Genomic DNA, 15,052 nt, shown 5'->3' with positions numbered 1-15,052 from the left:
ATTCGTCTGCTCGGCCTTGCCTACTCGGCGGCTTGCTGCGGACGAAAGCCGTCCGGAAAATATTTGATCACTGAGGTCAGCGGATTGGAGGCCGCCTGACCGAGGCCACAGATCGACGCATCGCGCATCGCCTGGCTCAATTGGTCGAGCAGTTCCTTGTTCCAGACCGGCTGCTGCATCAACAGCGCCGCCTTCTCGGTTCCGGCGCGGCACGGCGTGCACTGCCCGCAGCTCTCGTCCTCGAAGAACTTCATCAGGTTCAGCGCGGCGTCCCTGACGTCATCGGCCTGCGAAAGCACGACCACGGCGGCGGAGCCGATGAAGCAGCCATATTTCTCCAGCGTGCCGAAATCGAGCGGGATGTCGTCCATCGACGCCGGCAGGATGCCGCCGGATGCACCGCCCGGCAGATAGGCCTGCAAGGTATGGCCATCGGCCATGCCACCGCAGAACTCGTCGATCAACTCGCGCAGCGTGATGCCGGCGGGAGCGAGCTTGACGCCGGGATTCTTGACGCGTCCCGACACCGAGAAGCTGCGCAGGCCGTGGCGTTCGTTGCGGCCGTGGCTCTTCCACCAATCGGCGCCCTTCTCGACGATGTCGCGCACCCACCACAACGTCTCGATGTTGTTGATCAGCGTCGGCAGGCCGAACAGCCCGACCTGGAACGGATATGGTGGCTTGTGCCGCGGCAGGCCGCGCTTGCCCTCGATCGATTCCAACAGCGAGGATTCCTCGCCGCAGATATAGGCGCCGGCGCCGCGCCGCAGATGCAGCGTCGGACCACCCGGTGGGAGCTTCGCGATCTCGCGCGCGAGGATGTCGCGGCAGGCCGGGTACTCGTCGCGGATATAGATGTAGACTTCCGGCGCCTCGACCACGTGGGCGCCGATCAGCATGCCCTCGAGGAAACGATGCGGATCGGTCTCGAGATAATAGCGGTCCTTGAACGTGCCGGGCTCGCCTTCGTCGCCGTTCACCGCCATCAATCGCGGACCGGGCTCGCCGAGCACCGCGCGCCACTTGCGGCCGGTCGGAAAACCGGCGCCGCCGAGGCCGCGCAGCGACGCATCGTCGAGCGCCTTCAGCAGGTCTTCGCGCGGCAGCTCGCCTGAGCGCAGGCGCGCCAGCAGCCGGTATCCGCCGCCCGCCACATAGGCGTCGTAGTCGACATATGGCGGAAGGTGCACATGGGTGTCGCCGCTCTTCGCCGCCGCCAGCACATTGGTGACGGTCGCATGATCGACGAAGTTGTGGCCGACCTCGGCAGCGGGCGCGGTGTCGCAGCGGCCGACGCACGGTGCGCGCACGACGCGGATGCCGGGGCCGGCGCGGTTCTGCAGATCCTTCAACAGCTGTTCGCCGCCGAGCATCGCGCAGGTCAGCGAATCGCAGACACGTACGGTGAGCGGCGCGATGTCAGCCTCGCCTTCCTTCACGATGTCGAAATGCGCGTAGAAGGTGGCGGTCTCGAACACTTCGGCGAACGACAGCTTCATCTCGTCGGTGAGCGCGGCAAGATGCGCCGCCGAGATCTGATGGTATTTGTCCTGGATCAGATGCAGATACTCGATCAGGAGGTCGCGCCGCCTCGGACGATCGCCGAGCAGCGTCTCGATCTCATGGGCGGCCACGGGGTCGACCTGGCGTCCCTTGGGCGTGGCCTTCGCTCGCTTCCTGCCCTGTCCGGGATGCTCGAACGCACGAACCTTGTGAACGTCGTCTCGACTCATGAAGCCTCGCCTTGGGAACCACGCTTTGCGCGAATTGCACTGCTTCGACGAACTCTATTCTCTGGTATGCCAGAGGCAAGCAGTTTTAGAACGTCTCTAGCAGCGTCGGGTTGCCGCGTAGGCCATTGTTTATGTTTGCCTATCGGGCGATCTGATTTTGCTATCGCGCACCCGTCGCGCTGCGCGGTCCCGACCGCGTTTCAGCTCTCACAGCAGGTCGGCGTAGCCGAGAAAGCCGACGGCATCGCCAGGTTCAACCCGCACCACCGACTCGCCGAGTTCGACCAGTCCATCGGTCTCGATCAGCGACGACAGCAGACCGGCTCCCTCGCGAGGAAACTTGTTCGCTTCCAGCGTACCGTCCGTCGCCCGTCGCAGCGAGACGCGGACATATTCGCGCCGCCCACTCTTCTTCTTGTAGCTGAAGGCCGCCCGCACCGGCATCGGCAGCAAGGGGGACGGCACAGCGCCCGATAGCGCCAGCACGGTCGGCCGCACGACATGAACGAAGGTGACGAAGCTCGCCACCGGATTGCCGGGCAGGCCGATCAGCGGCGTGCCGTCGATGATTCCCATCGCCACCGGGCGGCCGGGCTTGATCGCCATCCGCCACAGCACCAGCGAGCCCGCCTGTTCGATACCGGCCCTGACGTGGTCCTCTTCGCCGGTCGAGACCCCGCCGGTGGTCAGGATCAGGTCGTAGCGCCGCGCGACCTGCTTGAGCGCCGCGGCGAGCTCGGCCCGCTCGTCGCGCAGGATGCCGAGATCGCCGACCTCGCAACCGAGCCGCCGCAGCATCGCCATCAGCATGAAACGGTTGGAATCGAACAGTTGCGCTTCGGCGCGCGCGCTGCCGGGCGCGGCTAGTTCGTCGCCGGTCGAGAACACCCCGACGCGAAGCCGACGCACCACATCGAGCGTGGTGAGCCCGAAGGCCGCGGCGACCGCGATATCCTGCGGGCGCAGCCGCCGGCCCGCCGCCAGCGCGACATGGCCGCGCGGAATGTCTTCGCCGCTGGGGCGCACATTGGCGCCGACCTTCAGGCCGGACGGCAGGATTACGTGCCCGGAATCGTCGATCCGCACGTCTTCCTGCATGAACACGGTGTCGGTGCCATCGGGCATCGGCGCGCCGGTGAAGATCCGCACCGCTTGGCCCGCCTGCGCCGGCTGCGCCGACGCGCCCGCCTGCACCCGTCCGGCAACGGGAAACGCGCGCTCGCCGCTCGCCGGCAGGTCCGCGCCGGATACCGCGTAGCCGTCGACGGCGGAATTTTTGAACGGCGGCAGCGCAAGCGGCGCGACAATGTCGCCGGCCAGGATGCGTCCGTCCGCATCCACCAGGGCAACGGCTTCGGTCTCGCCGACAGGCTTGACCCGCGCGGCGATGATCGCGACGGCTTCGTCGACCGACATCATCGGTCCGCCGAATGCGAAGCAGTCGTCCGAAAGCTGCGCCATGATCTCCCTCAGTCCTCGGCCATCGACAAGATTTGTTCGACCCGGATCGCGAACTGCGGCGTTATCCTCAAAGCCGGACCGATCGATGCCAGTTCCCGCGACGCGGCGGAGAGTCGCCAGTCAGTCTCCGAACGTGCTTATATCCCTAGCTGCGATGCCATGTGAACCCATCTGGACGTCAAGCAGTGCCCGAGAAAACCACCGCTCCCATCATTGTTCCTGATCCGGACGATCCACGCCTGACGGAGCGCGTGGTCGGCGTCGATCAGACCGGCGCACGGACCGAGATCAAGGTGCCGGTCGAGCGGCCGCTGACGCTGTACCTCAACGCGCAGGAGATCGTCACGATGATGACGATCAACGACTACCCCGAATACCTCGCGCTCGGCTACCTCTTGAACCAGAACATGCTCAAATACGACGACGTCGTCACCGAGGTCGAATATGACGACGATCTCGAGGTCGTCGTCGTGCGTACCGCGCACCACACCAATTTCGAGGCCAAGCTGAAGAAGCGCACGCAGACCTCGGGCTGCGCCCAGGGCACGGCGTTCGGCGACCTGCTCGAAGCAGTCGAGAAGGTGGCGCTGCCGAAAGCCGAATTGCGGACCTCCTGGCTCTACCGGATGACGCACACCATCAACACGATGCCCTCGCTCTATCTGGAAGCCGGCGCTATTCACGGCTGCGTGCTGTGCAAGGAGGCGACGCCGGTGTGCTACACCGAGGATGTCGGCCGGCATAATGCCGTCGACAAGATCGCGGGCTGGATCTACCGGCACAATGTCGATCCGGCCGACAAGATTCTCTACACCACCGGGCGGCTGACCTCGGAGATGGTGATCAAGACGGTGCGGATGGGGATCCCGATCCTGGTCTCCCGCTCCGGATTCACGGCGTGGGGCGTCGATCTGGCGCGGCAGGTCGGGTTGACGCTGGTCGGGCGCGCCCGCGGCAAGCGCTTCATCGCGCTGTCCGGTGAGGAGCGGATCGTCTACGACCAGAACCTCGACTATGTCGAAGAGGAATCGATGCGTCACAAGCGCAAGGGCGAGACCGACAATGTCTGACATTCCGGGGACTGCCGTCCCGGGCGTGCTGCTCGCAGGCGGGCTCGCGCGCCGGATGGGCGGCGGCGACAAGCCGATGCGCAAGATCGCGGGCCGCACCATTCTGCAGCGGGTGATCGACCGTCTCGCTCCGCAATGCAGTGGGCTGATCATCAACGCCAATGGCGACCCGGCGCGCTTCGCCGCGTTCGGCCTTCCAGTCGTCGCCGACAATGTCGCCGACAATCCCGGTCCCCTCGCCGGCATCCTGGCCGCGCTCGACTGGACCGCCGCCAACCGGCCGGATGCGCAATGGGTGCTCAGCGCCGCGGGCGACTGTCCGTTTCTGCCGCGCGATCTGGTCACGCGCCTCGAACAAGCGCGTCGAGCGCAGAATGCCGAGCTCGCGGTCGCTTCATCCGGCGGGCAGACGCATCCGGTGATCGGCCTCTGGAGCGTGCGCCTGCGGAATGAATTGCGCCAGGCGCTGGTCGTCGAGGACGTGCGCAAGATCGACCGCTGGACCGCGCGCTATCCGCTCGCAACGGTCGAGTGGCCGACCGAGCCGCTGGATCCGTTCTTCAATGCCAACACCGTCGAGGACATCGCGGAAGCCGACCGCCTCGCCGCGCTCGACGGCGGATAGAGCATCGGTTCTGATTGAATCAGAACCGAAGCTCTAGATTCTTGTTTTGACGCGTTTTCTTCACGCGAACCGGCGTCCACTTCGCTCGAAAACGCTCTAACGTCCGCCGCCCCACTCAGCTCGGCCACGGCGTGTTGCGGATCCGGGTGCAGGCGTTCGGCCTGTGAAATGTGGGATCGCGCTCCGCGACGAAGTCGAAATTGACAGTGCCGAACGTGGTCTGCGGCTTCTTCAGGGCCGAGCAGGTCTGAACCTCGATGAACTCGTTCTTGAAATCGCCGCGGGGCAACGCGGCAAGGACGCCGTCGCGCTGCTCGGCGGTATAGTCATCGTATCCGACGCCGACGGCATCGACCAATACGCCCGCATTGGTGAGCGCGATTTCCGGCCGCATGTATTGCGGAATGCCGGGCGTGGTGTGCAATGCGATCGCCTCCCACACCAGGTCTGCTTTGGGCTCGGCGATGCCGTGGCTCCTGAGAAATTTGCGCGCCGCATCGGCGCCGTCGACTTCAAACCGTTTGGTCTCGGTATGAAAATGATCGACAAGGCCGAGATCATGAAACAGCGCGGCAACATAAAGCAGTTCAGCGTCGAACTTCAGATTTTGCCTGGCACCCTTGAGCGCGCCGAACACAAACACGCGGACCGAGTGATTGAACAACATCTCGGTCTCATGTTGCCGCACCAGCTCGGCGGCTTCCCGCGCGATCTTGCTGTCCGGGATTCGAACGCTGGAAATCGTGTCCGCCATCATCGCACTCCTGCCCTGTGTAGCGTCCCGGATGCATGCACTGGACGGCCAATGGCGTCACGATTCACGCGCGCCGGCACTCCGCTGCAGTGAATCGCACCCCACTACCTAACCCGCGAAGCGGCAACCGGAAGGCCCCTGCCGCATGAAGATTCTGCAGGGAGATCGTGAGGCTGGTGCAATACGGAAAGCGCGATCGGGTTCAGCCGATCGTGCCTCGCCTGATCCAGCCGAAGCCTGACCGGAAGCAGCCGGCACAGGCTCCGCTGGGTCGCGGCGATCAGTGCCCCGCGGCGATCCTGGTCGGGCCGCAGACGTCGTCTGCGTTGTTGCCGTTGTCGTGGCCGCGGCCGTTGTCCTTCATCCGGCCGTGATCGCCATCGCAATTGACGGGAGCGAACGACACGCCGCGATAGACCATGCCGAACGCCGGCGGCACAACGACGTCAAAAGCTTCGTTCGCCGGAAGCGTTGTCGCCGCAACCCTGTCCGTGATCGTGACGACTTGATTCGGATCGGCGCCGGGCTCGACCGAGTTGCCCACGGTCGACGTCACCGCGAAAATCGTCGCGGTACCGTCGCGGTTGACGCGGCCCGTGATATTGCGCAGGCCGCCGGTTGCCGGATCGGTCGGATAGCCGTTGACATGATAGAGCGTGCCGAGGTTCAGGCCCTTCTGCAGCGTGTAGGCAAGGCTCCAGCTGCCGTTGACATAGACCCACTTCTGAAGGCCTGCGGTCGGTGACGTGGCAGCGTCGGCGAGATTGCCGTCACCTTCCTGGGCGACATAGAGCGTCGTCGCGCTGGCGAACCAGATGCCAAACGGATAAAAGCCGTTCGCGCCCGAGTTCGCCGAGGGATTGTTCGGGAAACCCGGAAGAATGCTGAACGTCGTCGACGCGGCGGTCTCGCGGGTCGGCAACACGCCCGGCTGGCCGACCTGATAAACCGTATTGATGCCGTTGCTGCCGCTGCCTTTGGTGACGTAGAGCGTGTTGTCGGAGATCGCGAGACCGCGGAAATTATCGTCCTTGCCGGACTTGTCGGCGGCAAAGCCAAGCTGGGCAACCGAGAAGCCGAACTGGAAGCCATTCTTGCTGCCGGGCGTACCCTGCTGCACGCCAACCACGGCGTCGGAACCATCGACAGCGGGCGTCGCAAGTTGAACGCCGGTGTCGTTGACGACAAGCACCGGCTGGGTGCCGCTGCCGTTGCCGGCGTTGCCGACCGTGAAATACTGGTCGGCCTGGGTGCCATTGACCTTGTTGGCGCGGATCGCGCCGCGGCCATTGTCGCCGCTATAGACATTGACCTTGGTCCGGTGCAGCGAGCCGTCGAAATCCAGCTCCGCGACCACGCGCGCATGCACACCGGTGTCCGGATTGGTCGGGTCGACGTGGTTCGGCGAATTGGAGTTGGAAACGTCCAGCTGGTTCACCGCCGCGTCGTAGCCCATGAACGTCACGGCCTTGCCGTCGGGCGACAAATGCAGCGACAGTTCAGACTTGGAGCTGAAGCTCGTCACGGCCACGTCCGCCGGGACGGTCAGCGCGCCGATTTCGCGCAGCCGACGGCCTTCCAGATGAAATTTCCTGATCGCCACCGGCGCAGTCACGCCGAAGTTCGAATCGACGGCCACGTTGTTGAAGACCCCCGGATAGCGGCCGTCCGCCACAGCCGTCGCGCCGGTCGGCAGCGTCTGGCCTACGGTGACGGTCGATGGGTTGCCCGCATAGACCGCCGTGCTGACCAGCAATTCGTGCGGATTGCCCGCGGTCTGGGACAACGCCGGATGGACCGCAAAAAGCGCCGGTGAGAGCGCCGTACCCGCGATCAGGCGCCGGACAATCGCGCGGCGAAATGTTTCCGGAGTTGTTTGCGATTTGGCGATCGATTTGAACATGCGAAGACCCCCCATTTTTTGAAAATTGGAATGGTTTCCTCATACGGGGCCGATCGCAACACTCGTGTGACAGATCGCCGCAGCTCGTGTTCACGTTCTGGAAATCGCGCAGCTCGCGTGCCCGCCGATGCGGGAGACGCCAAAGGGCGATGAGATTGGGTCGGATCGTCATCGCGCTTTGGCTCATGGTTCGAGCATGATCGCCGCGCAAACGCTTCGCGTTGATCGCTTAGCTGGCCCGTCCGCCAACCCGGCCGACCCGATCCGTTTCGATCGCCCGCAGATAGTCCAGCATCAGACGGCTGGTTGCCGACAGATGCGTGGTGTCGCGGACCACGATCTTCAGCTCGCGCCGTCCCCAATCGTCGCGCAGCGGGATCGCACGAAGGCCCATGCCGGCGCCGACCACCTCGAAGGCGCGGTCGGGGATCAGCCCGAGCCCCATATTGGCCTGCACCATGCGGCAGACCGCATCGAAGCCGGGCACATTGATGCGCAGCCGCATCGCCTTGCCGGCTTGCGTCGCCGCATATTGCGAACGCAGATAGATCGAGCTCGCGGTGTGCAAGCCGATATGGTCGAAATCGAGCGTCTCGGTGAACAGCAATGTCTCGCGGCCGGCCAGCCGATGGTCGGCGCGCATCACCACCACCAGATTGTCGTAGCGATAATGGAAGGCCTCGAGCGCGCGGCTGTCGGCCTCGGCGGAGCAGATGCCGATCTCGGCCGCGCCCTCCTCGATGCCGCGCACCACCTGCCCGCTCGGCCGCTCCTGCAGATCGACGCGGAGCAATTCATGCGCGGCGAAGAAGGCGGAGAGATCCTCGGGCAGGTATTGCACGATCGCTGAGAGGTTGGCGAGCATGCGGACATGGCCGCGCACGCCTTGCGAATATTCCGACAGCTCGACCGCGATCTTCTCGACATTGAGCAGCGTCACCCGGGCGTGGTGCAGCAGCGCCTCGCCGGCCGGCGTCAGCGCCATGCCCTTGGCGAGCCGCTTGAACAGCGTGACGCCGAACGCCAGCTCGAAATCGTTCATCCGCTTCGACACCGCCGACGCCGCGATCCCCTCGCGCTGCGCGGCGCGGGTGAGGTTCTGTTCGTCGCAGACCGCGACGAACAGGCGAAGCGTTGTCAGGTCGACCCGGCGCGTCAGCGCGGTCTCCGCCGGCGTGGCGGCGCGCGGAAGGTCTGTCACGATGGAGGAGATCGGCATGGACGGCGTTCCCCAGGAAAGAACGCAGCGTAGCGCTGGAGATGGCGCGGAAGATTCCAAAGCAGTGCGGAATGAGACGGAATATTGGTAAATGATTCCAAGAATGACTGAGTTGGGCGGTTTTCATCCCAAACCGGTCACCCGCAGCTGTATTACGAGCGCAGTTCGTCACCGTCACCCTGAGGTGCGAGCGAATGCGAGCCTCGAAGGGCGACGGCCCGGCGTTCTCCGCGAGGGATCATCGCGCGCTGAAACAGCGGGGCCGTGCATCCTTCCAGGCTCGCTTCGCTCGCACCTCCAGCGACAAAGGCGAAGCCGTTGCGCGGGGATGACGGGTTTAAATGTGGGCGTTCAAACAAAAACGCGGCGCCGAGGCGCCGCGTTTCGACTTATCGATTCTGCGCGCTCGTCAGCCCGCGGCCTTGGCCGGCACGTCGCGCTGGCGCTTCATCACGATCTTGTTCAGCGCACCGAGATAGGCCTTTGCGGAGGCGACCAGCGTGTCCGGATCGGCGGCGCGGGCGGTCATCGAGCGACCTTCATGGGCTAGACGCACCGAGACTTCGGCCTGCGCGTCGGTGCCTTCGGTCACCGCGTGCACCTGATAGAGCTCCAGCTTGGCCTCGTGCGGCACCAGGCGCTTGATGCAGTTGAAGACGGCGTCGACCGGGCCGTTGCCCTCGGCCTCCTCGATCTTGATCTGGCCGTCGACGTCGAGCTTCATGGTCGCGCGCTGCGGGCCATGGGTGCCGGCGATCACGGTCAGCGAGGTCAGCTTGATGCGGTCGTGCGCGGCCGCCATCTCCTGGTCGACCAGCGCCTCGATGTCCTCGTCGTAGATGTCCTTCTTGCGGTCGGCCAGCGCCTTCATCCGCGTAAAGGCATCCTCCAGCTGGTTGGCGCCGAGCTTGTAGCCCATCTCCTCCAGCTTGTGGATGAAGGCGTGGCGGCCGGAATGCTTGCCGAGCACCAGCGAGGACTGCTTCAGGCCGACCATCTCGGGCCGCATGATCTCGTAGGTCGAGGCGTCCTTCAGCACGCCGTCCTGATGGATGCCGCTCTCATGCGCGAACGCGTTACGGCCGACGATTGCCTTGTTGTACTGCACCGGGAACGAGGTGGCCGCGGACACCACCTTCGAGGCGCGGGTGAGCTGCGTGGTGTCGATCTTGTTCCAGAACGGAAACTTGTCGTTCCGCACATTGATCGCCATCACGATCTCTTCCAGCGCGGCATTGCCGGCGCGCTCGCCGATGCCGTTGACGGTGCACTCGACCTGCCGCGCGCCGCCGACGACGCCGGCCAGTGAGTTCGCGACCGCCATGCCGAGGTCGTTGTGGCAATGCACCGAGAAGATCGCCTTGTCGGAATTCGGCACACGCTCGATCAGCGTGCGCATGAAGTGGGTGTATTCCTCCGGCACCGTGTAGCCGACGGTGTCGGGGATGTTCACCGTGGTGGCGCCGGCCTTGATCACCGCTTCGACGATCCGGCACAGATAGTCCATCTCGCTGCGGGTGCCGTCCTCGGCCGACCATTCGACGTCGTCGATCTGGTTGCGGGCGCGGGCGACCATCGCGACCGAGGTCTCGATGACCTCCTCGGGGGTCTTGTTCAACTTCACCCGCATATGCAGCGGCGAGGTCGCGATCACGGTGTGGACGCGGCCGCGGCGGGCGAACTTCACGGCTTCGGCGCAGCGGTCGATGTCGGCCGGATGGGCACGGGACAGGCCCGCGATGACCGAGTTCTTGGAGCGGCGGGCGATCTCGCTGACCGCCTGGAAATCGCCTTCCGAGGTGATCGGGAAGCCGGCCTCGATGACGTCGACGCCCATGTCGTCCAAGAGTTCGGCGACCTCGAGCTTCTCCTCGAAGGTCATGGTGGCGCCGGGGCACTGCTCGCCGTCGCGCAAGGTGGTGTCGAAAATGATGACGCGGTCCTTCTCGGACTTGTTCGCGGTGGCCATGTCAGAAATTCCTTTAAGCTTTGCGCCCGTCATGTTGCTCCTTGAGCAATTACCTGGGCGATATCAGGGTTCGGTGATCTCGTACAAACCCCTGAGTGCCCAGGCGCAAACGCCCAGCCGGCCCTCAGGGGCAGGTAAGAAGAAGGCCGCCAATAAGCAGGGTGGGCGCTGCGGCAGGGATCGTGGCGGTAGCCTGGGCCACCTCCCCCGAAATCCCATCAATTTGGCCGCGAATCAGCATTGCCAGACCCTGTTGAGCGCCAAAACTCTCGGGCAAAACCATTGACGGTTGGTTGCCGAGACGCGCTGTGCGCCGTCGTTCTAGACGATTATGGCAAGCTGCCGCAACGGGTAAAGATGGTCAGTTGGGTTGACCTATCGTTGCCGCATGGCTGGGGCGCGATCGCCCTCACCTGACTTCCGCCCGGGGCTCAGCTCGTTGCACCGCGGGTATCATCGCCCATGCTCCTCGCCGGACCACAGCCACGTGCCGCAGCATCCAGGTGTGAAGCCAACCAGCGAGGATCACGGACACGATCGTGATCACCAGACCGCCGATCAGGTCCGCGACGTAGTGACCGCCGACGATCGGCGTTGCCAGGATCATGCCCAGATTGACGAGCGTCATCGGGATGCGCAGCCAGCGGATGTTCCAGCTTGCCCAGATCAGGATCAGGGCTGCCGCGCAATGGAAGCTAGGAAACGCGATCAGTCCCTTGCCCTGGAAATTGCGCAGGCTTCTGAGGCTTCCTTCGCGAATCCGGATCAGCTCGTCGATCCAGCCGTCGGACGACAGCGGCAAATTCCGGAACGAGGATATCTCGGTATCGCTGAGATGCAGATGGGTCCACGCCGTGGTGGCCGGAACCAGGGCAAAAATCCCAATCGTCAGCAGCAGTGATATGATCGCCGCCAGGATGAATTTCTCAAGCGTCTTGACATCCTTCTTGATGGCCAGCGCCAGGATCACAACATTGGGTAGATAAAAAATCGAGTTATAGAATTCGCTCACGATGCGGACCATCGTGTCCGAGCCCGCGAAGAACCCCGCATAAGCTCTCCAATCATATCCGATCAGCTGATCAGCACGCAGCAATTGGTCGTCGATCAAGGGACGGCCGACTGTCGCGGCGGCATAGGTCAACATCGTCGCGGCGATCGCAACCACCAGATTCTGCGACCAGCAGTTTATGAACAATTGGACGAATTGGATTCGCAGTCCCTTTGTCACGAGGTAGGCGCTGAACAAGATCGCTGCCATCCCGCCATAGCCGGCCCAATTGACATCGACGTGCCGGAATCCGGACCAATGGAAGGCAGCAAAGCAACCAGCCAGGAACAGCAGGACAGGCGCCCATAGCACGCCCCTCAGTGCGACATCGTTCACGTTGTGACTGCCTGTCGCTAAATCTGTGGTTGTCATGCCCCCATGTTGCGTCAATTCATTAAGATTGCCTTGCGAGCGGCCGGTACGCGCTGGGAATATCCGCATGCGACAAACATGGGACGCGGCGCCTACTTCTTTGCAGACGTCTTCTCGCCCGCCCCGCCCTTGCCTTCCGCCTCCAGCGCCGCGCGGACGCGCTTGAATTCGCTCAAGTCGGCCTTGTCGACTTCGGGGAATTTCAGGTCGAGCCCGTCGAGGGCGTTGACGATGGTCGAGCCGATCACGACGCGGGCGAACCATTTGTGGTCGGCCGGCACGATGTGCCAGGGCGCCTCTTTGGTTGCGGTGTGATGGATCATGTCCTGATAGGCGGCCTGATATTTGGCCCACAGCTTGCGCTCGGCGACGTCGGCCATCGAGAACTTCCAGTTCTTGGCCGGCTCCTCGAGCCGGTCGAGGAAACGCTGGCGCTGCTCCTCCTTGGAGACGTTGAGGAAGAATTTCAGGATCACGGTGCCGTTGCGCGACAGATAGCGCTCGATCGACGCAATGTCCTCGAAGCGTTCGCGCCAGATGTCCTTGGTCACCAGCTTCTTCGGGATCTTCTGCTTGTCGAGCACTTCCGGATGCACCCGCACCACCAGGCACTCCTCGTAATAGGAGCGGTTGAAGATGCCGATGCGGCCGCGCTCCGGCAGCGCGATCATGGCGCGCCACATGAAGTCGTGGTCGAGCTCCCTGGTCGAAGGCTGCTTGAAGGAGGAAACCTCGCAGCCCTGCGGATTGACGCCCTCGAACACGCTCTTGATCGCGGAATCCTTGCCGGCGGCATCCATGCCCTGGAAGATCAGCAGCAGCGACCAGCGGTCCTGGGCGTAGAGCTTCTCCTGGAAGTCGTTGAGCCGCTTGCGGTTGGCCTCGATGATCTTGCCGCCGGCGTCCTTGTCGATGCCGCCCTTCTCGGCGGTCGGATACGATTTGAGGTGAAATTCGCCCGACCCGTCGAAGCGGAACGGCGCGACGAAGGGCTTCAGTTCATCGGCGAGCGACGGGGACGGTTTGTTGCTCATGGCTTCTCGACGGCTTGCGTGGCGATTTGATCCGGTCGATCACGCTACCAAGAATGCCCTTGGGCAGGAAGATGATGAACAGCACCAGCAGCACGCCATAGACCAGATTGTCCCAGCCGACCGCCTTGGTGCCGAAAGAGATGCGCAGCACCTCGGCCAGCACGATGGTGATGACGGCGCCGACCGTCGGTCCCAGCGCGACATAGACGCCGCCGACGATCGCCGCGAACACCATCTGCAGGGAGACCGCGATGCCGCTCACCGTGTCGGGCGAGATGAACATCTGGTACTGGCAGTAGAGCGCGCCCGACAGCGCGGTCATCAGCGCGCTGATCAGGGTGATCTTGAGCTTCTCGGCGGTGACGTTGACGCCCGCGGCGGCGGCGGCATCCTCGTCTTCCGAGATCGCCTCCATGGCATGGCGGATCATGCTGCGATCGATCGCGCGCCAGATCACGAGGCCGGCGAGCCAGACCGCGAGCGCGATCAGATACCAGGTGGTCTTGTCGTCGAATTGCAGCGCGAGCAGCCCCTTGCCACTCGGGGCGCGCTGCGGGGTGTAGCCGAGCGAGCCGCCGGTATAGTCCCGGGTCGCGGTGATGACCTGCAGCACGATGCCCGACAGCGCCAGCGTCACCAGCACGAAATAATGCCCGGTGATGCGGAAGCGGAAGCAGGGATAGGCGACGACGAGCGCGAGCACGCCGGCGGTTACCATGCTGAGGGGAATGCCGATCCAGGGCGACACGCCGAGATGGTTCCACAGCAGCGCGGTGACATAGGCACCGATGCCCATGAAGCCGCCATGGCCGAGCGAGACCAGGCCGAAGCGCCCCATGATCGACCACGAGGTGTAGGCGAACGACCAGATCAGGATCAGCACCAGCACGTGCAGATGATAGGGATCGCGATGCACGAAGGGCACCGCGACGAGCGCGATCAGCGCGATGATCCAGCCGGCGGCTTGCCTGTTCACGAGCGCCTCGCCAGGAGGCCCGCGGGCCGGATGAACATCATGACGATGAAGAAGGCAAAGGCCAGCACGTAACCCCATTCGAGATCGGAGAACAGGCCGCCGAGCGAGATGATCTCGGCGAACACGAAGGCGGCGATGAAGCCGCCGATGAAATTGCCGAGCCCGCCGAGCACGCAGATCAGGAAGGTGATCGGCCCGAATGACAGGCCGACGAACGGATGCACGTCATATTGTAGCACCAGGAGGCAGGCGGCGAGGCCGGCGAGCCCGCCGCCGATCGCCGAGGTGACGAGATAGATGCGCTTGGGATCGACGCCCATCAGCGGCATGATCTGGCGGTCCTGCGCGATGGCGCGGATCGCGGTGCCGGTGAAGGTGCGGGTCAGGAACAGATAGACGCCGATCATGCCGAGCAGCGCGGCGGCGAACGACAGCAATCGCGCGTAGCTGAAATTCATCTCGCCGAGTGCGAGCACCGGGAGGCGGATGCCGAGATTGCGGAAGTCGATGCCGAAGGCGACGGTGGCAAAGCTCTGCAGGATGAACAGCACGCCGCCGGTGGCGAGCAGCTGGTTGATCGGCGGAGCGGTCAGGAGCGGGGCGATCACGAAGAAATGCAGCGCGGCGCCGAGCAGCGCCACCAGCAGGATCACCAGCGGCGCCGCCGCCCAGTATGGCAGGCCGTAATACTGCACGAGATAGTACATGCCGTACATGCCGATCATCACGAGCTCGGCGTAGCAGATCCAGGTTACGTCGATGACGCCGAAGATCAGGTTGAGCCCGAGCGCAAGCAGCGCCAGCACGCCACCGAGCAGGATGCCGTTGATGACGGCCTCCAGCAGGTAGATGTCGAAGATGTCGAGGAAGGATTGCATGGTGGCT

General features: G+C 64.0%; 12 protein-coding genes. 2 read left to right on the top strand and 10 right to left on the bottom strand.

Going from position 1 to position 15,052, the window contains the following annotated elements; translation table 11 throughout:
* Window positions 1–20 precede the first annotated feature (20 nt).
* Both J2R78_RS28115 and glp read right to left on the bottom strand, forming a co-directional pair.
* Window positions 21–1,733, bottom strand: coding sequence for an NADH-ubiquinone oxidoreductase-F iron-sulfur binding region domain-containing protein (locus tag J2R78_RS28115; RefSeq protein ID WP_253607635.1), 1,713 nt, complete (start codon window positions 1,731–1,733; stop codon window positions 21–23).
* A 207-nt stretch (window positions 1,734–1,940) separates the two neighbouring features.
* Window positions 1,941–3,194 (bottom strand): gephyrin-like molybdotransferase Glp, encoded by a 1,254-nt coding sequence (glp, locus tag J2R78_RS28110; protein WP_253607634.1) that lies wholly within the window; start codon window positions 3,192–3,194, stop codon window positions 1,941–1,943.
* 185 nt (window positions 3,195–3,379) lie between these two features.
* On the opposite strand from glp, the gene J2R78_RS28105 reads away from it, so the two are divergent.
* Together J2R78_RS28105 and mobA are read left to right on the top strand one after the other, a co-directional pair.
* Window positions 3,380–4,264 carry a formate dehydrogenase accessory sulfurtransferase FdhD gene (locus tag J2R78_RS28105; RefSeq protein ID WP_253607633.1) on the top strand — a complete coding sequence of 295 codons (885 nt, stop codon included), beginning with the start codon at window positions 3,380–3,382 and terminating at the stop codon, window positions 4,262–4,264.
* Entirely contained in the window at window positions 4,257–4,889 is a 633-nt protein-coding gene (mobA, locus tag J2R78_RS28100; RefSeq protein WP_253607632.1) for a molybdenum cofactor guanylyltransferase MobA, read from the top strand. The genes J2R78_RS28105 and mobA overlap by 8 nt, the downstream gene beginning before the upstream one ends.
* A gap of 115 nt (window positions 4,890–5,004) precedes the next feature.
* Here mobA and J2R78_RS28095 read toward each other — a convergent pair whose 3' ends face one another.
* The 8 genes from J2R78_RS28095 to J2R78_RS28060 all read right to left on the bottom strand — a co-directional run bounded on the left by J2R78_RS28095 (window position 5,005) and on the right by J2R78_RS28060 (window position 15,045).
* Entirely contained in the window at window positions 5,005–5,643 is a 639-nt protein-coding gene (locus tag J2R78_RS28095; protein ID WP_253636026.1) for an HD domain-containing protein, read from the bottom strand.
* A 280-nt stretch (window positions 5,644–5,923) separates the two neighbouring features.
* Window positions 5,924–7,546 (bottom strand): hypothetical protein, encoded by a 1,623-nt coding sequence (locus J2R78_RS28090; protein ID WP_253607629.1) that lies wholly within the window; start codon window positions 7,544–7,546, stop codon window positions 5,924–5,926.
* A gap of 229 nt (window positions 7,547–7,775) precedes the next feature.
* A complete protein-coding gene (locus J2R78_RS28085) occupies window positions 7,776–8,765 on the bottom strand; it encodes a LysR substrate-binding domain-containing protein (protein ID WP_253607628.1) in 990 nt (329 codons plus the stop codon).
* Window positions 8,766–9,174: 409 nt separating this feature from the next.
* Entirely contained in the window at window positions 9,175–10,734 is a 1,560-nt protein-coding gene (locus J2R78_RS28080; RefSeq protein ID WP_038383406.1) for a 2-isopropylmalate synthase, read from the bottom strand.
* Window positions 10,735–11,143: 409 nt separating this feature from the next.
* Window positions 11,144–12,226 (bottom strand): phosphatase PAP2 family protein, encoded by a 1,083-nt coding sequence (locus J2R78_RS28075; RefSeq protein WP_253607627.1) that lies wholly within the window; start codon window positions 12,224–12,226, stop codon window positions 11,144–11,146.
* Between the two features lie 23 nt (window positions 12,227–12,249).
* On the bottom strand, window positions 12,250–13,191 hold the full coding sequence (locus tag J2R78_RS28070) for a polyphosphate kinase 2 family protein (protein ID WP_253607626.1): 942 nt from the start codon (window positions 13,189–13,191) through the stop codon (window positions 12,250–12,252).
* Window positions 13,157–14,167: a branched-chain amino acid ABC transporter permease gene (locus tag J2R78_RS28065; protein WP_253607625.1), complete on the bottom strand. Its 1,011-nt coding sequence runs from the start codon at window positions 14,165–14,167 to the stop codon at window positions 13,157–13,159. The genes J2R78_RS28070 and J2R78_RS28065 overlap by 35 nt, the downstream gene beginning before the upstream one ends.
* The gene (locus J2R78_RS28060) at window positions 14,164–15,045 is read right to left on the bottom strand and encodes a branched-chain amino acid ABC transporter permease (RefSeq protein ID WP_057015074.1); all 882 of its coding nucleotides are present in this window, start codon (window positions 15,043–15,045) and stop codon (window positions 14,164–14,166) included. The genes J2R78_RS28065 and J2R78_RS28060 overlap by 4 nt, the downstream gene beginning before the upstream one ends.
* Window positions 15,046–15,052: the final 7 nt, after the last annotated feature.

The sequence above is a fragment of the Bradyrhizobium sp. USDA 4538 genome (genome assembly GCF_024171045.1).
GTDB classification, from domain to species: Bacteria; Pseudomonadota; Alphaproteobacteria; order Rhizobiales; family Xanthobacteraceae; genus Bradyrhizobium; species Bradyrhizobium australafricanum.
The sequence above is the reverse complement of the archived record's forward strand: the minus strand, read 5'-3'. Positions and strand labels throughout refer to the sequence as shown.